Below are 18,439 nucleotides of genomic sequence, written 5' to 3' on the forward strand. Positions count from 1 at the left end.
ACACTGGAGAACACGATGAGCTTTATCACCGAGATCAAGACGTTCGCAGCCCTGGGCAGCGGTGTGATTGGCAGCGGCTGGGTGGCCCGTGCCCTGGCCCACGGCCTGGACGTGGTGGCCTGGGACCCGGCGCCTGGCGCTGAGGCAGCACTGCGCAAGCGCATCGCCAATGCCTGGCCCGCCCTGGAAAAACAAGGCCTGGCACCGGGTGCCTCGCAGCACCGCCTGCGCTTTGTCGACACCATCGAGGAATGCGTACGTGATGCCGACTTCATTCAGGAAAGCGCGCCCGAACGCCTGGACCTGAAGCTCGACCTGCACAGCAAGATCAGCGCCGCGGCCAAGCCCGACGCCCTGATCGGCTCCAGCACCTCGGGCCTGTTGCCCAGCGAGTTCTACGAGTCCTCGACCCACCCTGAGCGCTGTGTGGTCGGCCACCCCTTCAACCCGGTGTACCTGTTGCCGCTGGTGGAAATCGTCGGCGGCAACAAGACCGCGCCCGAGGCCATCGAGGCGGCGAAAACCATCTATACCCGCCTGGGCATGCGCCCCTTGCATGTGCGCAAGGAAGTCCCCGGTTTTATCGCCGACCGCCTGCTTGAAGCGCTGTGGCGTGAAGCCCTGCACCTGGTCAACGACGGCGTCGCCACCACGGGCGAAATCGACGACGCCATTCGCTTTGGTGCCGGCCTGCGCTGGTCGTTCATGGGCACCTTCCTGACCTACACCCTGGCCGGAGGCGATGCCGGCATGCGGCACTTCATGGCCCAGTTCGGCCCGGCGCTGCAACTGCCCTGGACCTACCTGCCAGCGCCGGCGCTCACCGACGGCCTGATCGATGCGGTGGTCGACGGCACCGGCGAACAGCTGGGCGAGCGCAGCATCAGTTCGCTGGAGCGCTATCGTGATGATTGCCTGCTGGCCGTGCTGGATGCGGTCAAAACCACCAAGGCCAAGCACGGCATGGCCTTCAGCGACTGACCGGAGTGTTGCGATGCCCGCCTTGATTACCTACCAGACCCCAGTCCAGGCGGACTGGGTCGACTACAACGGGCATCTGCGCGATGCCTTCTACCTGCTCATCTTCAGCTATGCCACCGATGCCTTCATGGACCGCATCGGCCTGGACAGCGACAACCGCAGTGCCAGCGGACACTCGCTGTTCACCCTGGAGTGTCACCTGAACTATTTGCATGAGGTGAAGCTGGGCACCCCGGTCTGGGTGCAGACCCAGGTGATCGGCTTTGATCGCAAGCGCCTGCACCTGTATCACAGCCTGCACCGCGAGGGCTTCGACGAAGCCTTGTCGGCCAGCGAGCAGATGCTGTTGCACGTCGACCTGGCGGGCCCCCGCTCGGCCCCCTTTGCGCCAGAGGTTGCACAGCGCTTGCAGGGCATTGTGGACGAGCAGCAAGACCTGCCAGCAGCGCAGTTCATTGGCCGAGTAATCGGCCTGTAGGAGCGGGCTTGCCCCGCGATAGCGATCATCCCGTCACATCGCATCGCGGGGCAAGCCCGCTCCCACTGCGATCAGTCCGGGAAACGCTCTACGTCCGCTGCGCGGCCGATCGCAGCCTCGTACCTCGGCAGCGGCTACACCGCCCGTAGCCGCTGCCGACAGGCTGCGATCGACTGCGTAGCAGTCGCCAAAGCGGTGATCTCAGGCGCTGCGCGAATCTGTAGGAGCGGGCTTGCCCCGCGATAGCGATCATCCTGTTCCGTCGCATCGCGGGGCAAGCCCGCTCCCACTGCGATCAGTCCGGGAAACACTCTACGCCCGCTGCGCGGCCGATCGCAGCCTCGTATCTCGGCAGCGGCTACACCGCCCGTAGCCGCTGCCGACAGGCTGCGATCGACTGCGTAGCAGTCGCCAAAGCGGTGATCTCAGGCGCTGCGCGAATCTGTAGGAGCGGGCTTGCCCCCCGATAGCGATCATCCCGTTACATCGCATCGCGGGGCAAGCCCGCTCCCACTGCGATCAGTCCGGGAAACGCTCTACGTACGTCCGCTGCGCGGCCGATCGCAGCCTCGTACCTCGGCAGCGGCTACACCGCCCGTAGCCGCTGCCGACAGGCTGCGATCGACTGCGTAGCAGTCGCCAATGCGGTGATGAATGGCATGGTGAAGACAGTTGCTCCCACGCATAAAAAAACCCCGGTTAGCCGTGACGCAACCGGGGTCAAGCAAGAGCATCTGCATGCGCGAAGCGGGAGGTGACCAAACCTTCCTTTAACTGTGCATGGCCTCAGTGTGCAGCCTCCCCGCCGTAATGATTTAGCCGAAAACGACCTGTTCATAGCCAATGCGGCCATTGCGACATTCTGCCCTTGCCGCCGTACACCCACGCCCACAGAATCCACTGACGATCACACCTGCAAACAAGGACAACAACCATGATGCATGCGGATTTGATTGATCAGGACGACCTGCTGGGCCAACTGCGCGCGCTAGGGTTCGAGATGCCGGCCGACGCCAGTGCCGAACAGGCCTGCGAGTTTGCGGTGCGGGGTTTGAGCGAGCCGCGGGCCAGGGCCCTGAAGGGGATGGTCGAGCAGATGTACACCGGTAACGCGACGATTCTGCCGGCGGTGCGCCAGGCCATCGAAAAACAGCTGTTGCCGGCGTTGGCGCAGTTCAACAATCGCTAGAAGCATCGCGGGGCAAGTCGAGACGTCGCACCGCCGCTCCTACCGATAGGAGCGGCGGTGCGACTTGCCCCGCGATCAGCGCATTAAAGCCTCACACTGGCAAACGTCGACTCATTGCGCGCCTGGCTCAGTGCCGACATCGGCCCCGCCAGCGGCGACAGCACCAATGCCTGCGGAATCGGCATCATCGCTACCTGCTGCGCGGTGTTGGAGCCCACACGCTCGTCACGCGGCGGAATACCGAAGTACTCGCGGTAGCACTTGGAGAAGTGCGGCGTGGAAACAAACCCGCACACCGACGCCACTTCGATGATCGACATTGGCGTCTGCTTGAGCAGTTGCCGGGCACGGATCAGGCGCAGCTTGAGGTAGTAGCGCGACGGCGAGCAGTGCAGGTACTTCTGGAACAGGCGCTCCAGCTGGCGACGCGACACCGATACATACACGGCCAGTTCGTCTAGGTCGATCGGCTCTTCCAGGTTGGCTTCCATCAGCGCAACGATTTCCTGCAGCTTGGGCTGGTTGGTGCCCAGCATATGCTTGAGCGGTACGCGCTGGTGATCCTGTTCGTTGCGGATGCGCTCGTAGACGAACATCTCGGAGATCGCCGCCGACAGTTCGCGGCCATGATCGCGGCTGATCAGGTGCAGCATCATGTCCAGGGGCGCGGTGCCGCCGGAGCTGGTGAAGCGGTTACGGTCGAGGGTGAACAAGCGGGTGCTCATGCTCACCCGCGGGAAAGCTTCCTGCATGGCCGCCAGGCATTCCCAGTGCACGCTGCAATCAAAACCATCGAGCAGGCCAGCGCACGCCAGGGCCCAGCTCCCCGTACACACCGCACCCAGGCGGCGCGACTGACGGGCCTGGCTCTGCAGCCAGGTCACGTGTTCGCGGGTCACGGTGCGTTGAATGCCGATACCGCCGCAGACGATGACCGTGTCCATGGCCGGAGCCTTGTGCATTGCCGCATCCGGGGTGATCTGCAAGCCGTCGCTGGCCCAGACCTGACCGCCATCCACACTCAAGGTGCTCCAGCGATACAGTTCACGGCCAGACAGCTGGTTGGCCATGCGCAGCGGCTCGACCGCAGACGCCAGAGAGATGAGGGTGAAGTTGTCCAGCAGCAGGAAGCCGATGGATTGAGGTGTGCGGTTCTGGGTTGGGGTCCCGGAGTTGTACGACGTCATCGCGGTATCTCCTCACACAATGCAGGGTGCGCCTCAGGCAGGCACGGGCTTTTTTTGTCACGGCCCCGATTCGGATGCAGGGGCTTTGCCAATCACAACGCAAATGCCATGCCTGAAATTGAATGGCTATTCAATAAAACCCAAAAACGACGTCGCGCTGCGTCTATTTGGCCCCTGCTCCGAAGCCGGGACACAAACGCAAACGACCGGGCTAGCGCCGGTGCGTAGGAAAAATGAGCAATTCGGTAGCACTTGTGGGAAGGATGCCCAGAAACGACATGTGACAAATGTCACCCAAGCACCTGGCCCGGGGGTAACAGGTGTTTAAAGCCGGGGTGCCGTGCCGCGCGCCAAAAGGCGGCGCGCGTCCAGATCATGTGCGAAAAAAGCGCAGCGCCTGTAGGACACTCAACACTCGATGGCGCTGACCGCCAGGCCACCCCGTGACGTTTCCTTGTATTTGTCGTGCATGTCGGCGCCGGTATCGCGCATGGTGCGAATGACCCGGTCGAGGGAGATGAAGTGTTCGCCGTCTCCGCGCAGGGCCATCTGGGCCGCATTGATCGCCTTGACCGCAGCAATCGCATTGCGCTCGATGCACGGCACCTGCACCAACCCGCCCACCGGATCACAGGTCAGCCCCAGGTTGTGCTCAAGGCCGATCTCGGCCGCGTTCTCCAGTTGCGCCGGGGTGGCGCCAAGCACTTCTGCCAGCCCTGCCGCCGCCATGGCACAGGCTGAACCGACCTCGCCCTGACAGCCCACTTCGGCACCGGAAATCGACGCATTCTTTTTGCACAGAATGCCCACCGCTGCCGCACCCAGGAAGAAGTCGACCACGTTGGCTTCGCTGACTTCGTCGCTGAAGCGCATGTAGTAGTGCAGCACCGCCGGAATGATCCCCGCCGCGCCGTTGGTGGGCGCCGTCACCATGCGCCCGCCGGCGGCGTTTTCCTCGTTTACCGCCAGGGCATAGAGGTTGACCCACTCCATGGCGCTCAGGGTCGAGCCGATCACATTGGGCTTGTTCAACTCCTGCAGGCTGCGGTGCAGCTTGGCCGCACGACGCTTCACATTCAGCCCGCCAGGCAGGATGCCTTCATATTTGAGACCGTTTTCGACACAGGCCTGCATGGCGTGCCAGAGCTTCAACAGCCCGGCGCGAATTTCCGCTTCACTGCGCCAGACTTTCTCGTTTTCCAGCATCAATTGCGACACGCGCAGGTCGTTTTGCTTGCACAGCTCCAGCAGTTCCACGGCACTGTTGAAGTCGTAGGGCAGCACGGTGTTGTCGGCATCCAGCACACCGCTGGCGGCCTGGGCGGCATCGACCACAAAGCCGCCTCCGACCGAGTAGTAAGTGTCGCGGTGCAGCTCGCCCGATGCGCCTTCGGCGATCAGGGTCATGGCATTGGGGTGGTAGGGAAGGTTCTCGTCCAGCAACAGCATGTCGCGGGCCCAGACGAACCCGACTTCGAGCCGGCCGTCGAGCAGCAAGGTGTCTGTCTCGCGCAAGGTGGCGATGCGCAGGCCGATCTGCGAAGGGTCGATTGCGTCCGGCCATTCGCCCATCAGGCCCATGATCACGGCGTTGTCGCTGCCGTGGCCGATACCGGTGGCCGACAGCGAGCCATACAGGCGCACTTCGATGCGCCGCACTTGCTCGAGTTCGCCGCGCTCACGCAGGCCCTGGACGAATAGCGCCGCTGCCCGCATCGGGCCCACGGTGTGGGAACTGGAAGGGCCGACGCCGATCTTGAACAGGTCGAACACACTGATGGCCATGCCGCCTACCTCCTGATTGAGCAGCCGCCCACAGCCCAAGCCCTGGACGGTGCAACTGCTACGCTGATAAGGCGGCAATCCGCCGAATTCACGCATCATCAGGCTTTTGACCCGAGGTCTGACGTCTACAACCGACGTGCTCTTGCTCAGCCACGCCGCCAGTTGTCACCCGCGTCCATGCGCCGTTTTTTTGCGGTGCAGATGCACTGAAACCACGTTTACGGGGCGGGAAAAATCTGTAAACGACCTCATCGACACTGGAAGCGACCCTGCCTGTACTGGATACGACGCACCCTGTAGGCGTTTGATTTTCGCTGTTAGATGATCGGTATCGACTCGATTGCACGGCACCTGTCCCGCTATCGCCCGATAGCCCGGCCCGACCGACTGCAAGCCATAAAGCACGGCGGTCCCGTGGGACGTCCGAGAAAAACATCAGGAGTCCATCGTATGAAAGGTTCACCTTCGCTGTTGCTGGCCGCGGCGCTGAGTTTGCCGATGCTGGCCCAGGCCGCCGAGCCGGAGCAGTGTCATACCGTCAACTTCTCCGATGTCGGCTGGACCGACATTACCGTGACCACCGCAGTCACCAGCGTGGTGTTGCAATCGCTGGGCTACAAGACCAAGACCACGATGATCTCGGTACCGGTGACCTACAAGTCGCTGGCCGATGGCAAGAATATGGATGTGTTTCTCGGCAACTGGATGCCGACCATGGAAAACGACATCAAGCAGTACCGCGATGCTGGCACCGTGGAAACCGTACGGGCGAACCTCGAGAACGCCAAGTACACCCTGGCAGTACCCCAGGCGCTGTATGACAAGGGCCTGAAAACCTTCGCCGACATTCCCAAGTTCAAGAAGGAGCTGGACGGCAAGATCTACGGGATCGAGCCTGGCAACGACGGCAACCGCACCATTCAAACCATGATCGACAAGAACGCCTTCGGCCTCAAGGACGCCGGTTTCAAGGTGGTCGAATCCAGCGAGGCGGGCATGCTCTCGCAGGTTGAACGCGCCCAGCGCCGTGACACCGCCGTGGTGTTCCTTGGCTGGGAACCCCATCCGATGAACACCCGCTTCAAGATGAAATACCTGGACGGTGGCGATGATTTCTTCGGCCCCGAATACGGCAAGGCCACCGTGCTGACCAACACCCGCAAGGGTTATGTGCAGGAATGCAGCAACGTCGGTCAGTTGCTGAAAAACCTGTCCTTCACCCTGGACATGGAAAGCACCCTGATGGGCAACGTCCTGGACGACAAAATGAAGCCCGACGCCGCAGCCAAGGCCTGGCTGAAAAAGAACCCTCAGGTCCTCGATACCTGGCTGGCAGGGGTTACCACCGTTGACGGCAAACCGGGCCTGGAAGCGGCCAAAGCCAAACTGACGCAGTAAGCACCACCTGCGGCGGCTTCGTCCGCCGCAGGCTGTCTTCAATCTTTTGCAGGTGGACGCTCGCTATCATGCTGATCGATCAAAAAATACCACTGGGCCAGTACATCGCAGGCTTCGTCGAATGGTTGACCCAACACGGGGCCAACTACTTCGATGCCTTCGCTGAAGCACTGGAATTGATGATTCACGGGGTGACCGGGGCACTGACCTGGTTCAATCCTTTCGTCCTGATCGGCCTGATTGCAGTGATCGCGCACCTGATCCAGCGCAAATGGGCGCTGACCGCCTTCTGCGTGCTTTCATTCCTGCTGATCCTCAACCTGGGTTACTGGCAAGAAACCATGGAAACCCTGGCCCAGGTGCTGTTCGCCACCATGGTCTGCGTGGCCATCGGCGTACCGCTGGGCATCCTCGCCGCCCACAAGCCGATGTTCTATACCGCCATGCGCCCGGTACTGGACTTGATGCAGACGGTGCCCACCTTCGTTTACCTGATCCCGACCCTGACCCTCTTCGGCCTGGGCGTGGTACCGGGGCTGATCTCCACGGTGGTGTTCGCCATCGCCGCACCGATCCGCCTGACCTACCTTGGCATCTGCGACGTCCCCCAGGAGCTGCTCGATGCCGGCAAGGCCTTCGGTTGCTCCCGCCGCCAGCTGCTCTCGCGCATCGAACTGCCCCACGCCATGCCGAGCATCGCTGCCGGCGTCACCCAATGCATCATGCTGTCGCTGTCGATGGTGGTCATCGCCGCCCTGGTGGGTGCTGACGGCCTGGGCAAACCTGTGGTCAACGCACTGAACACCGCCGATATCGCCCTGGGCTTTGAAGCAGGTCTTGCGATCGTGCTGCTGGCGATCATGCTCGACCGTATCTGCAAACAACCCGACGCACCGGCAAGGAGTGAAGCATGAGCATTATTCGCTTCGAAGATGTAGACGTTATCTTCTCCAGCCGACCGCGTGAGGCCCTCAGCCTGCTCGACCAAGGCCTTTCGCGGGAGCAGATCCTGAAGAAAACCGGGCTGGTAGTCGGCGTCGAAAAAGCCAACCTGGATATCAACAAAGGCGAGATATGTGTGCTGATGGGCCTGTCCGGTTCGGGCAAGTCGAGCCTGCTGCGCTGCATCAACGGCCTGAACACCGTCAGCCGTGGCAAGTTGTTCGTCGAACACGAAGGCTCGCATATCGACATCGCCCACTGCACCCCGGCGGAACTGAAGATGATGCGCACCAAGCGTATCGCCATGGTGTTCCAGAAGTTCGCCCTGATGCCCTGGCTCACCGTGCGCGAGAACATCAGTTTCGGCCTGGAGATGCAGGGTCGCCCCGAGAAGGAACGGCGCAAGCTGGTCGACGAGAAACTTGAGCTGGTCGGCCTGACCCAATGGCGCAACAAGAAGCCCGACGAGCTCTCCGGCGGCATGCAGCAGCGTGTGGGCCTGGCCCGCGCCCTGGCGATGGACGCCGATATCCTGCTGATGGACGAACCCTTCTCGGCCCTCGACCCGCTGATTCGCCAGGGCCTGCAAGATGAATTGCTGGAGCTGCAACGCAAGCTGAGCAAGACCATTGTGTTCGTGAGCCACGACCTGGACGAAGCGCTGAAGCTGGGCAGCCGTATTGCGATCATGAAAGACGGCAAGATCATCCAGTACAGCAAGCCAGAAGAGATCGTCCTCAACCCGGCCGACGAGTACGTGCGTACCTTCGTCGCCCACACCAACCCACTCAACGTACTGTGCGGCCGCAGCCTGATGCGCACCCTGGACAAGTGCAAGCGGATCAACGGCTCGATCTGCCTGGACCCGGGCGGCGACTCGTGGCTGGACCTGGCTGAAGGCAACACCATCAAAGGCGCGCGCCAGGGCGTCAACGGCCTGGATCTGCAGAACTGGGCGCCGGGTGAAGCGGTGGAAGACCTGGGACGCAGGCCAACCCTGGTCAACGCCAGCATCGGCATGCGCGAGGCGCTGCAGATCCGTTACCAGACCGGTAACAAGCTGGTGCTTCAGGAAGGGAATTCGGTGGTGGGGATTCTTGGCGACAGCGAGTTGTATCACGCGTTGCTGGGCAAGAATCTGGGGTAAAAGCATCGCGGGGCAAGCCCGCTCCTACCATAGGAGCGGGCTTGCCCCGCGATCAGCTTCAAGGCTCAGCGAACGACGATGCCCTGCTTGGCCATGAAGGCCTTGGCTTCCGGCACGGTGTACTCACCGAAGTGGAAGATGCTCGCCGCCAGCACTGCGCTGGCATGACCTTCGATGATGCCGTCGGCCAGGTGTTGCAGGTTACCCACACCACCGGAAGCAATCACCGGAATCCCCAGCGCATCGCTGATGGCCCGGGTCACGCCCAGGTCGAAGCCGTTTTTCATACCGTCCTGATCCATGCTGGTCAGCAGGATCTCACCGGCACCCAGGCCTTCCATCTTCTTCGCCCACTCAACGGCATCCAGGCCGGTCGGCTTGCGGCCGCCGTGGGTGAAGATTTCCCAGCGCGGGGTTTCGCCCGGAGCGGAAACCTTCTTGGCATCGATGGCGACCACGATGCACTGGGAGCCGAAATGCGCGGCAGCCTCACCGACGAACTCTGGGTTGAACACCGCGGCAGTATTGATCGAAACCTTGTCGGCACCGGCGTTGAGCAGGTTGCGGATGTCTTGCACGGTGCGCACGCCACCGCCCACGGTCAGCGGGATGAACACCTGGCTGGCCATGCGCTCGACGGTATGCAGGGTGGTGTCACGGCCATCGACGCTGGCGGTGATGTCGAGAAAGGTGATCTCGTCGGCACCCTGCTCATCATAGCGACGGGCGATTTCCACCGGATCACCGGCATCGCGGATGTTCTCGAACTTGACGCCCTTGACCACCCGACCGTTGTCGACGTCCAGGCAAGGGATGATGCGCTTGGCCAATGCCATGGGTCGTTCCTCAGCCTTTGTAGGCGTCGCAGAAGGCTTGCGCCTCGGCAACGTCCAGGGTGCCTTCGTAGATGGCGCGGCCGGTGATCGCACCGATGATGCCTGGCGCCTTGGCGTCGAGCAGGGCCTTGATGTCACCCAGGTTGTGGATACCGCCGGAAGCGATGACCGGGATCTTCGTGGCGGCGGCAAGGGCCGCGGTGAACGGTACGTTGCAGCCTTGCATCATGCCGTCTTTGGCGATGTCGGTGTAGACGATGGCCGAGACGCCGTCAGCCTCGAAACGCTTGGCCAGGTCGATGACCTGCACGGTGCTGACTTCAGCCCAGCCGTCGGTGGCGACGAAACCGTCCTTGGCGTCCAGGCCGACAATGACCTTGCCCGGGAAGGCGCGGCAGGCTTCTGCCACGAACTCGGGCTCTTTTACCGCTTTGGTGCCGATGATCACGTAGCTGACGCCAGCCTTGACGTAGTGCTCGATGGTTTCCAGCGAGCGGATACCGCCGCCGATCTGGATCGGCAGGTTCGGGTAGCGCTTGGCGATGGCGGTCACCACCTCGCCATTGACCGGCTGGCCTTCAAAGGCGCCGTTGAGGTCAACAAGATGCAGACGACGGCAGCCGCCTTCGACCCATTTGGCGGCCATGCTCACCGGGTCGTCGGAAAATACGGTGGAGTCTTCCATGCGGCCCTGGCGCAGGCGTACGCAAGCACCGTCCTTGAGATCGATAGCGGGGATGATCAGCATGCTTTTTTCCTTCGTAAAAAAGAGCTGCAAGTTGCGAGCTACAAGCTGCAAGCATGCGCGTCTGTTCTCTTGCAGCCTGAAGCTATCAGCTGCCTTTTTCTAGCGACCAGAGGTCGCTCTCGATACTTTCAAAGCGCTCTTTGAGGTGCGTCTGCACATCGAAAATCGCCCTGTTGTAGTAGTGCGGGGCAATCTCTTTGGTGAACACTTCCAGAACCTCGGCCACCTCGAACGATCCCAGTTGCAGCTCGAAACGGTCTTCAAGGAAGCGCTTGAGTACATCCAGCGCCTCGCGTTCCTGCTCAGGTGCGAGGGTGAGGATCGGTGCCTTGGTCCTGGACTTGCTCATTACCAGCGCCCGTCCCAGGCCGCGAAGTTCTGCAGCAGCTGCAGGCCATGGGTATGGCTCTTCTCCGGGTGGAACTGCACGGCAAAACGCGACCCTTCAGCCAGTGCGGCGGCAAAATCGACGCCGTAGTGTCCACGGCCCACCACCTGCACGGCCTTGGCCGCGGTGATGTAGTAGCTGTGCACGAAGTAGAAACGTGCGAGGTCGGGGATGTTGTGCCACAGCGGGTGATCGATGGACTGGGCAACTTCGTTCCAGCCCATGTGCGGCACCTTCAGGTGCTCGCCGTCTTCGTGCAGGTCCTTGCCGAAGAACTTCACATTGCCGGGGAACAGGCCGATGCAGTCGACACCGTCGTTCTCTTCACTGTGATCGAGCAGCGCTTGCATACCCACACAGATGCCCAGGAAAGGACGGTCCTGGCTGACTTCACGCACCAGGCTGTCGAAGCCCAGGCGGCGGATTTCAGCCATGCAGTCGCGAATCGCGCCAACACCCGGGAACACCACGCGGTCGGCCTCGCGGATCACCGCAGCATCGCTGGTGATCAGCACCTTGCCGGCGCCTACGTGCTCCAGGGCCTTGGCCACCGAGTGCAGATTACCCATGCCATAGTCGATAACGGCAACTGTCTGCATTACAGGCAACCCTTGGTCGACGGCATTTGACCGGCCATGCGCTCATCGAGCTCGATGGCCATGCGCAGGGCGCGGCCGAAAGCCTTGAACACGGTTTCGATCTGGTGGTGGGTGTTGTGCCCACGCAGGTTGTCGATGTGCAGGGTGACGTTGGCGTGGTTGACGAAGCCCTGGAAGAATTCCTGGAACAGGTCAACGTCGAAGCCGCCTACCGAGGCGCGGGTATAGGGGACGTGCATCTGCAGGCCTGGGCGGCCGGAGAAGTCGATGACCACGCGCGACAGTGCTTCGTCGAGCGGTACATAGGCATGGCCGTAGCGGCGGATGCCTTTTTTGTCACCGATGGCCTGGTTGAAAGCCTGGCCCAGGGTGATCCCGACGTCTTCGACGGTATGGTGATCGTCGATATGCAGGTCGCCCTTGCATTCGATGTCGAGATCGATCAGCCCATGTCGGGCGATCTGGTCGAGCATATGTTCAAGGAAAGGCACACCGATATCGAATCGGGCCTTGCCGCTGCCATCCAGGTTGATCGAGGCCTTGATCTGGGTCTCCAGAGTATTGCGCTCGACGGAAGCCTTACGTTCGACCATCACCAGCTCCGCAAAATCATTGGGCGAAAAAGGCGATCATTATAGGCCCAGATGCGTCTGGCATGAAACGAAGATGACATGTGGCAGGGGATTTACCTGGTAAATCCCCCAAATCAGACAAATTCCCGTAGGAGCGGGCTTGCCCCGCGATAGCGATCGGCCTCACACACCGCGATCGCAAGGCAAGCCCGCTCCTGCCTGGTTCAGTTGAACAACACCGCGGTCTTCTGCAGCGTCACCCAGATGCCCCACGCCAGCGGTATGCCCACCACCAGCCAGGCGGCGATCACCAGCGGCAAGGTGCCCGGCGCCGCATGCCACTCCAGCACCCGCGCACTGCCCTGGTCATGGCCCAGCGCCTGTTCGGCCGCCAGTTGTTCGTCGGTCATGAAGTATTTATCGGCCACCGGGCGCACCAGCGCATTGCAGATAAAGCCCAGCACCAGCAGGCCGGCAAGGATGTACAGCGTGATGTCGTACACCGCCGCCCGATCGACCCCCAGCGCCAGCTGATACTCGCGCAAATAGGTGATCAACACCGGACCAAGCACACCGGCGGCGGCCCAGGCGGTCAGCAGCCGACCGTGAATGGCCCCGACCATCTGCGTGCCGAACAGGTCGGCCAGGTAGGCCGGCACCGTGGCAAAGCCACCGCCATACATCGACAGGATGATGCAGAACGCCGCCACGAACAGGGCGATGTTGCCCACCTGCCCCATGTTCGGCACCAGTGCATACAGGGCGACGCCCAAGGCGAAGAAGGCAAAGTAGGTGTTCTTGCGCCCGATGTAGTCGGAGAACGACGCCCAGAAAAACCGCCCGCCAATGTTGAACAGGCTAAGCAGGCCGGTAAAGCCGGCGGCGATCGCGGCAATCTGCGCCTGTTGTGCGAGGTTGAGCTGGCTGAAGGTCAGGTCATTGCCCAACAATTTGCCGGCAAAAACCTCCTGCAGCAGTGGCGAGGCCATGCCCAAAATACCGATACCCGCCGACACGTTCAGGCACAGTACCAGCCAGATGAGCGCAAACTGCGGGGTTTTCCACGCCACACTGACATGTACATGGCGATGGGTGATCATCGCGTTGCTGGCTTTTTTCAGCGGCGCGGTCCAGCCCTCGGGCTTCCAGCCGGCGGGCGGCACGCGGTAGGCCAGGGCGCCACCGATCATGAAGATGAAGTAGATGATCGCCATGACCACGAAGCTCTGCCATACCCCGACACCTTCAGGGCTGGCGAAATGGTTCATCAAGGCCGCCGCCAGCGGTGCGCCCACCATTGCGCCCCCACCAAAGCCCATGATGGCCATGCCGGTGGCCATGCCGCGCTTGTCCGGGAACCATTTGATCAGCGTCGAAACCGGCGAGATGTACCCCAGGCCCAAGCCGATACCGCCGATCACCCCCGAACCCAGCCACATCAGCCAGAGCTGGTGGGTGTAGATGCCCAGCGCCGAGAGCAGCAACCCACCGCACCAGCAGAGTGCCGACACCACGCCGGCCTTGCGCGGCCCGGCATGCTCCAGCCATCCACCCCAGACCGCCGCCGAGCAGCCCAGGAACACGAAGAACAGGGTGTAGATCCAGCTCAGCATCGAGACCTGCCAGTCGCACTCGGCGCTGAACAGGCGGGCAAGGAAGCTCATGTCGGGTGCACAGGCTACCGGCGCGGTAATACCGATGGCCTGGGACAACGGCAGCCAGAACACCGAAAAGCCGTAGGCCATGCCGATACACAAGTGGATCGCCAGGGCGGCGGGCGGTACCAGCCAACGGTTGAAGCCGGGCGTGGCGGTAATCCGCTCCTTGGACAGGAAACCCGGGGGGCTGGCGTTTGCGCCTGCCGTGATGCTGTTCATTTGTTGTAATCCCTCGTGGAAATGGTCAGCTCACGGCTCACGACCTTGGCCGGCAGGCACTGGTCGTCTTTTTTGGCACAATCGCCCTGCAAACGCGACAAAACGCCACAGCAGGACCCGCGAGCGGCGAAAGAGTAGCATTAGCCGCCCGCACTGAAAGCAAGCTGATCCCGTCTTTTGCTCAACAACTGAACCCGTGTGCAAGGAACTGTCATGCCCATCGTTGTCGAAACCCTGACCAAGCCGAGCCAGCAAGACCTGCAGGACCTGGCCAGGCTCTATGCCGACGCTCCCAGCTGGATGCTCGCCGGCCCCGAACAGGCCCTGGCCCTGGTCAGCGCAGCACTTGAGGACGGCAGCCTGATTGCCGCGCGGTTCAATGATCGCCTGCTCGGCGCTGCCCGCTTGCAGCGTCAGGATGGCGCCTGGCAATTGAGCGACCTGTGCGTACGTTCATTGACCCGGCGCCGAGGCGTCGGCCTGCGCCTGGTCAACGAAGCGCAGCGGCTGGCACGCGAAGCAGGGGCTGGGTTGCGTCTGTTTTCAAAGCAGGACAGCGCTGAAATGCATGCGCTATTGGCACCACTGAACCTGACGCTGGATGTGGCACAGCTGTAGGAAAAATTCCTGGCAGCTCGGCATCAGCCCAGCGTAAATAACCGCAGCGCTATACTCTGCGGCTGAATTTTAGAAATCGGACTACAAGGACTCGCCCATGAAAGCGTTCGGCAAAATCCTGGGGCTGGTGCTTCTCGGGCTGTTGCTGATCATTGTGGCTCTGGGCTTCGCCCTGACCCACCTCTTCGATCCCAACGACTACAAAGACGAGATTCGCCAGCTGGCACGCGACAAGGCCCACATCGAGCTGACGCTCAATGGTGATATCGGCTGGAGCCTGTTCCCCTGGCTGGGGCTGGAGCTGCATGAAGCCAGCATCGCCACCCTGAACAATCCGAAAGTGCCCTTTGCCGATCTGCAGATGCTTGGCCTTTCCGTGCGCGTGCTGCCCCTGCTGCGCCGTGAAGTGCAAATGAGCGATGTACGTGTGGAAGGCCTGAACCTGACCCTGAGCCGCGACGAAAACGGCCACGGCAACTGGGAAGACATCGGCAAGCCGCTGCCGGCCGCTGCGCCGGCACCTGGCGAAGGCACCCCGCCTGCCGGTGATACCCCCGCCCAGGCCGAGAGCAAGAGCGACGCCAGCGACCGCCCTGTGAAACTGGACATCGACAGCCTGACCGTGAACAACGCCCGGGTGCAGTACACCGATGCCCGCAGCGGCCAGACCTTTGGCGCCGAAAGCATCCAGCTGAGCACCGGTGCGGTACACGAAGGCGTGAACATCCCGCTGAAACTGACCGCCTTCCTCAGTGCCGGCCAGCCAGTGATCAAGGCACGCACCGAGCTTAACGGCGAGCTGCGCTTTGACCGCCGCCTCAAGCGCTACCAGTTCGAGGACATGAAGCTCAGCGGTGAGGCTTCCGGCGAGCCGCTGCAGGGCAAGACCATGAGCTTCGCGGCCCAGGGCCAGTTGTTGGTCGATATGGCAGCGAACGTCGCCGAATGGAACGGCTTGAAGCTGTCAGCCAACCAACTGCGCGCCCTCGGCGAGTTGAACGTGCGCGACCTGGACAAGACCCCGCAGTTGACCGGTGGCCTGTCCATCGCCCAGCTCGACCTGCGCAAGTTCCTCGACAGCATCGGTCACCCGCTGCCGGCTTCGGCCGACGCCACCACCCTGAGCAAGTTCGAGATGGTCAGCCGCCTGCAAGGCAGCCCGACGAGCCTTGCCCTGGAAGACCTGGCGGTAAAACTCGACGACAGCACCTTCAGCGGCCGCCTGGCCGTCGAGGACTTCACCAAACAGGCCCTGCGCATCCAGCTCAAAGCCGACAAGTTCGACGCCGATCGCTACATGCCGGCCAAGAGCGAAGCGGCCGCCAGCGCTACGGCGGCGCGCCAGGCCGAGGTCAAGAGCAAGGAAGACAGCGCCCTGGCCACCGCCGGCAACACCCCCTTACCCGACGCCCCTACCCAGGTCGCCTGGAGCAACGACAAGCTGCTGCCAGTGGATCGCCTGCGTAAAGTCGATTTGCAGGCCGACCTGACCTTCGGCCTGCTGTCCCTGGAGAAGCTCCCGATCGAGAACGCCCACCTCAAGGCCCAGGGCCAGGGCGGCCTGATCACCCTCGAAACCCTGAGCGGCGGCCTCTACAACGGCGACTTCAGCACCAAGGGCACCCTCGATGTGCGCCCGGCGGTGCCGCAGATCGGCCTGAACACCAAGATCAACCGGGTACCGGTAGAGCACTTCATCAAGAGCCAGACCGAAACCCCGCCGGTCAAAGGCCTGCTGACCCTCACCAGCGACCTGACCGCCACGGGCAACAGCCAGAAGGCGCTGGTCGACACCCTCAACGGCAACGCCAGCTTTGTCATCAACGACGGCATCCTGGTCAACGCCAACCTTGAACAGCAACTGTGCCAGGCCATCGCCACCCTCAACCGCAAGGCCTTGAGCGGCGAGCCACGGGGCAAGGACACGCCGTTCCAGGAGCTCAAGGGCAGCCTGGTACTGCGCAACGGCGTAGCCAGCAACCCGGACCTCAAGGCGCGCATCCCGGGCCTGAGCGTCAACGGTCGCGGCGACCTGGACCTGCGCGTGCTGGGCATGGACTACCGCATCGGCGTGGTAGTCGAAGGCGACAAGCGCGACATGCCGGACCCTGCCTGCCAGGTGGGCGAGCGCTATGTTGGCCTTGAACTGCCACTGCAGTGCCGCGGCCCACTGGAGCTGGGCGCCAAGGCCTGCCGCCTGGACAAGGACGGCCTGGGCAAGGTTGCCGCCAAACTTGCTGGCGACCGCGTCAGCGAGAAACTGAGCGACAAGATCGATGAGAAACTCGGTGACAAGGTGAGCCCCGAACTCAAAGATGCACTCAAGGGGTTGTTCAAGCGATGAGTCCCGAGCAGTTTTCCAGCGCCGTGCTGGAGTGGTTCGACCGTAACGGCCGTCATGACCTGCCCTGGCAACAGGGCATCAACCCGTATCGGGTGTGGGTCTCGGAGATCATGCTGCAGCAGACCCAGGTCAGCACCGTGCTCAATTACTTCGGCCGCTTCATGGAGGCCCTGCCCACCGTGCAGGCTTTGGCTGAAGCACCTGAAGACGAAGTGCTGCACCTGTGGACGGGCCTGGGTTACTACACCCGGGCGCGTAACCTGCAGAAAACCGCGAAGATCGTCGTCGAGCAGTACGGCGGCGAATTTCCCCGCGATGTCGAGAAGCTCACCGACCTGCCCGGCATCGGCCTGTCTACCGCCGGCGCCATTGCCAGCATCAGCATGGGCCTGCGTGCGCCGATCCTCGACGGCAACGTCAAGCGCGTGCTGGCCCGCTACACCGCCCAGGAGGGCTACCCGGGCGAGCCCAAGGTGGCCAAGGCGCTGTGGGCCAACGCCGAGCGCTACACCCCGCACGCCAGGGTCAATCACTACACCCAGGCGATGATGGACCTGGGCGCCACCTTGTGTACCCGCAGCAAGCCCAGTTGCCTGCTGTGCCCGCTCAAGGTCGGCTGTGAAGCACACATGCTTGGCCGGGAGATCCGCTACCCGGTCCCCAAGCCGCGCAAGGAGCTGCCGCAGCGGCGCACCCTGATGCCGCTGCTGGCCAACGCCGAAGGCGCCATCCTGCTTTACCGGCGCCCCTCCAGCGGCCTGTGGGGCGGCTTGTGGAGCCTGCCGGAGCTCGACAACCTGGAGCAGCTCGACGACCTGGCCGACCAGCATGGCCTGAACCTTGCCGGCAGCCAGGCGCTGGACGGCCTGACCCACACCTTCAGCCACTTCCAGCTGGCCATCGAACCCTGGCTGGTCCGGGTCGATGACACTCGGGCCCACGTGGCCGAGGCCGACTGGCTCTGGTATAACCTCGCCACCCCGCCGCGCCTGGGCCTTGCCGCCCCGGTGAAAAAACTGCTTAAACGCGCGGCCGACGTTTTGATTGCAGGAGAGTCGTGATGACCCGCACCGTAATGTGCCGCAAGTACAAAGAAGAACTGCCAGGCCTCGAGCGCCCACCGTACCCCGGCGCCAAGGGCCAGGACATCTACGAGCACATCTCGCAGAAGGCCTGGGCCGACTGGCAGAAAGAACAGACCATGCTGATCAACGAGAAGCGCCTGAACATGATGAACGCCGAGGACCGCAAATTCCTCCAGGGCGAGATGGACAAGTTCTTCTCCGGCCAGGAATTCGAAAAGGCCGAAGGCTACGTTCCGCCTAGCGAATAACCCCCGAAAATCGTAAG

18 protein-coding genes are annotated in these 18,439 nt (G+C 62.4%); 10 read left to right on the forward strand and 8 right to left on the reverse strand.

Annotated elements, in window-relative coordinates:
• Positions 1–15: 15 nt before the first annotated feature.
• The 3 genes from U9R80_RS25560 (at position 16) to U9R80_RS25570 (ending at position 2,648) form a co-directional block, all read left to right on the forward strand.
• A complete protein-coding gene (locus U9R80_RS25560) occupies positions 16–981 on the forward strand; it encodes an L-carnitine dehydrogenase (protein ID WP_301843236.1) in 966 nt (321 codons plus the stop codon).
• 13 nt (positions 982–994) lie between these two features.
• Positions 995–1,459, forward strand: coding sequence for a thioesterase family protein (locus tag U9R80_RS25565; RefSeq protein ID WP_301843234.1), 465 nt, complete (start codon positions 995–997; stop codon positions 1,457–1,459).
• 934 nt (positions 1,460–2,393) lie between these two features.
• Complete coding sequence (locus U9R80_RS25570) at positions 2,394–2,648, forward strand: hypothetical protein (RefSeq protein WP_301839753.1); 255 nt, start codon at positions 2,394–2,396, stop codon at positions 2,646–2,648.
• A gap of 83 nt (positions 2,649–2,731) precedes the next feature.
• Here U9R80_RS25570 and U9R80_RS25575 read toward each other — a convergent pair whose 3' ends face one another.
• A complete protein-coding gene (locus tag U9R80_RS25575; RefSeq protein ID WP_093378649.1) occupies positions 2,732–3,835 on the reverse strand; it encodes a GlxA family transcriptional regulator in 1,104 nt (367 codons plus the stop codon).
• 408 nt (positions 3,836–4,243) lie between these two features.
• Positions 4,244–5,620, reverse strand: a complete 1,377-nt coding sequence (locus U9R80_RS25580) for an L-serine ammonia-lyase (protein WP_301839857.1) — start codon at positions 5,618–5,620, stop codon at positions 4,244–4,246.
• Positions 5,621–6,070: 450 nt separating this feature from the next.
• On the opposite strand from U9R80_RS25580, the gene U9R80_RS25585 reads away from it, so the two are divergent.
• From U9R80_RS25585 to choV, 3 genes are all read left to right on the forward strand, one after another.
• The gene (locus U9R80_RS25585) at positions 6,071–7,018 is read left to right on the forward strand and encodes a choline ABC transporter substrate-binding protein (protein ID WP_301839755.1); all 948 of its coding nucleotides are present in this window, start codon (positions 6,071–6,073) and stop codon (positions 7,016–7,018) included.
• A gap of 65 nt (positions 7,019–7,083) precedes the next feature.
• On the forward strand, positions 7,084–7,932 hold the full coding sequence (choW, locus tag U9R80_RS25590; protein WP_301839858.1) for a choline ABC transporter permease subunit: 849 nt from the start codon (positions 7,084–7,086) through the stop codon (positions 7,930–7,932).
• On the forward strand, positions 7,929–9,107 hold the full coding sequence (choV, locus tag U9R80_RS25595; RefSeq protein ID WP_301839756.1) for a choline ABC transporter ATP-binding protein: 1,179 nt from the start codon (positions 7,929–7,931) through the stop codon (positions 9,105–9,107). Before choW ends, choV begins: the two co-directional genes overlap by 4 nt.
• Before the next feature lie 65 nt (positions 9,108–9,172).
• Here choV and hisF read toward each other — a convergent pair whose 3' ends face one another.
• The 6 genes from hisF to U9R80_RS25625 form a co-directional block, all read right to left on the reverse strand.
• Positions 9,173–9,943 carry an imidazole glycerol phosphate synthase subunit HisF gene (hisF, locus tag U9R80_RS25600; RefSeq protein ID WP_301839758.1) on the reverse strand — a complete coding sequence of 257 codons (771 nt, stop codon included), beginning with the start codon at positions 9,941–9,943 and terminating at the stop codon, positions 9,173–9,175.
• Positions 9,944–9,953: 10 nt separating this feature from the next.
• Entirely contained in the window at positions 9,954–10,691 is a 738-nt protein-coding gene (hisA, locus tag U9R80_RS25605) for a 1-(5-phosphoribosyl)-5-[(5-phosphoribosylamino)methylideneamino]imidazole-4-carboxamide isomerase (RefSeq protein ID WP_053161745.1), read from the reverse strand.
• Between the two features lie 85 nt (positions 10,692–10,776).
• Positions 10,777–11,040 carry a DUF2164 domain-containing protein gene (locus U9R80_RS25610; protein ID WP_301839766.1) on the reverse strand — a complete coding sequence of 88 codons (264 nt, stop codon included), beginning with the start codon at positions 11,038–11,040 and terminating at the stop codon, positions 10,777–10,779.
• Complete coding sequence (hisH, locus tag U9R80_RS25615) at positions 11,040–11,678, reverse strand: imidazole glycerol phosphate synthase subunit HisH (protein ID WP_301839767.1); 639 nt, start codon at positions 11,676–11,678, stop codon at positions 11,040–11,042. Before hisH ends, U9R80_RS25610 begins: the two co-directional genes overlap by 1 nt.
• Positions 11,678–12,271: an imidazoleglycerol-phosphate dehydratase HisB gene (gene hisB, locus U9R80_RS25620; RefSeq protein WP_028942262.1), complete on the reverse strand. Its 594-nt coding sequence runs from the start codon at positions 12,269–12,271 to the stop codon at positions 11,678–11,680. Before hisB ends, hisH begins: the two co-directional genes overlap by 1 nt.
• A gap of 203 nt (positions 12,272–12,474) precedes the next feature.
• Positions 12,475–14,127 (reverse strand): OFA family MFS transporter, encoded by a 1,653-nt coding sequence (locus tag U9R80_RS25625; protein WP_301839772.1) that lies wholly within the window; start codon positions 14,125–14,127, stop codon positions 12,475–12,477.
• A 213-nt stretch (positions 14,128–14,340) separates the two neighbouring features.
• Between U9R80_RS25625 and panM the strand changes: the two genes are divergently transcribed.
• From panM to U9R80_RS25645, 4 genes are all read left to right on the forward strand, one after another.
• A complete protein-coding gene (panM, locus tag U9R80_RS25630) occupies positions 14,341–14,745 on the forward strand; it encodes an aspartate 1-decarboxylase autocleavage activator PanM (protein ID WP_301839773.1) in 405 nt (134 codons plus the stop codon).
• Between the two features lie 97 nt (positions 14,746–14,842).
• Positions 14,843–17,089, forward strand: coding sequence for an AsmA family protein (locus U9R80_RS25635; protein WP_301839775.1), 2,247 nt, complete (start codon positions 14,843–14,845; stop codon positions 17,087–17,089).
• Complete coding sequence (mutY, locus tag U9R80_RS25640; RefSeq protein WP_301839776.1) at positions 17,086–18,150, forward strand: A/G-specific adenine glycosylase; 1,065 nt, start codon at positions 17,086–17,088, stop codon at positions 18,148–18,150. The genes U9R80_RS25635 and mutY overlap by 4 nt, the downstream gene beginning before the upstream one ends.
• Positions 18,150–18,422, forward strand: coding sequence for an oxidative damage protection protein (locus U9R80_RS25645; RefSeq protein ID WP_301839777.1), 273 nt, complete (start codon positions 18,150–18,152; stop codon positions 18,420–18,422). Before mutY ends, U9R80_RS25645 begins: the two co-directional genes overlap by 1 nt.
• The last annotated feature ends 17 nt before the right edge of the window (positions 18,423–18,439 follow it).

This window comes from Pseudomonas sp. JQ170C (assembly GCF_035581345.1).
In the GTDB taxonomy this organism is placed as follows: domain Bacteria; phylum Pseudomonadota; class Gammaproteobacteria; order Pseudomonadales; family Pseudomonadaceae; genus Aquipseudomonas.

Bases quoted from the DNA above. Each gene is read 5' to 3' on its own strand.
- U9R80_RS25560 (WP_301843236.1), top strand. From the start codon at position 16: ATGAGCTTTATCACCGAGATCAAGACGTTCGCAGCCCTGGGCAGCGGT.
- U9R80_RS25565 (WP_301843234.1), top strand. From the start codon at position 995: ATGCCCGCCTTGATTACCTACCAGACCCCAGTCCAGGCGGACTGGGTC.
- U9R80_RS25570 (WP_301839753.1), top strand. From the start codon at position 2,394: ATGATGCATGCGGATTTGATTGATCAGGACGACCTGCTGGGCCAACTG.
- U9R80_RS25575 (WP_093378649.1), bottom strand. From the start codon at position 3,835: ATGACGTCGTACAACTCCGGGACCCCAACCCAGAACCGCACACCTCAA.
- U9R80_RS25580 (WP_301839857.1), bottom strand. From the start codon at position 5,620: ATGGCCATCAGTGTGTTCGACCTGTTCAAGATCGGCGTCGGCCCTTCC.
- U9R80_RS25585 (WP_301839755.1), top strand. From the start codon at position 6,071: ATGAAAGGTTCACCTTCGCTGTTGCTGGCCGCGGCGCTGAGTTTGCCG.
- choV (WP_301839756.1), top strand. From the start codon at position 7,929: ATGAGCATTATTCGCTTCGAAGATGTAGACGTTATCTTCTCCAGCCGA.
- hisF (WP_301839758.1), bottom strand. From the start codon at position 9,943: ATGGCATTGGCCAAGCGCATCATCCCTTGCCTGGACGTCGACAACGGT.
- hisA (WP_053161745.1), bottom strand. From the start codon at position 10,691: ATGCTGATCATCCCCGCTATCGATCTCAAGGACGGTGCTTGCGTACGC.
- U9R80_RS25610 (WP_301839766.1), bottom strand. From the start codon at position 11,040: ATGAGCAAGTCCAGGACCAAGGCACCGATCCTCACCCTCGCACCTGAG.
- hisH (WP_301839767.1), bottom strand. From the start codon at position 11,678: ATGCAGACAGTTGCCGTTATCGACTATGGCATGGGTAATCTGCACTCG.
- hisB (WP_028942262.1), bottom strand. From the start codon at position 12,271: ATGGTCGAACGTAAGGCTTCCGTCGAGCGCAATACTCTGGAGACCCAG.
- U9R80_RS25625 (WP_301839772.1), bottom strand. From the start codon at position 14,127: ATGAACAGCATCACGGCAGGCGCAAACGCCAGCCCCCCGGGTTTCCTG.
- panM (WP_301839773.1), top strand. From the start codon at position 14,341: ATGCCCATCGTTGTCGAAACCCTGACCAAGCCGAGCCAGCAAGACCTG.
- U9R80_RS25635 (WP_301839775.1), top strand. From the start codon at position 14,843: ATGAAAGCGTTCGGCAAAATCCTGGGGCTGGTGCTTCTCGGGCTGTTG.
- mutY (WP_301839776.1), top strand. From the start codon at position 17,086: ATGAGTCCCGAGCAGTTTTCCAGCGCCGTGCTGGAGTGGTTCGACCGT.
- U9R80_RS25645 (WP_301839777.1), top strand. From the start codon at position 18,150: ATGACCCGCACCGTAATGTGCCGCAAGTACAAAGAAGAACTGCCAGGC.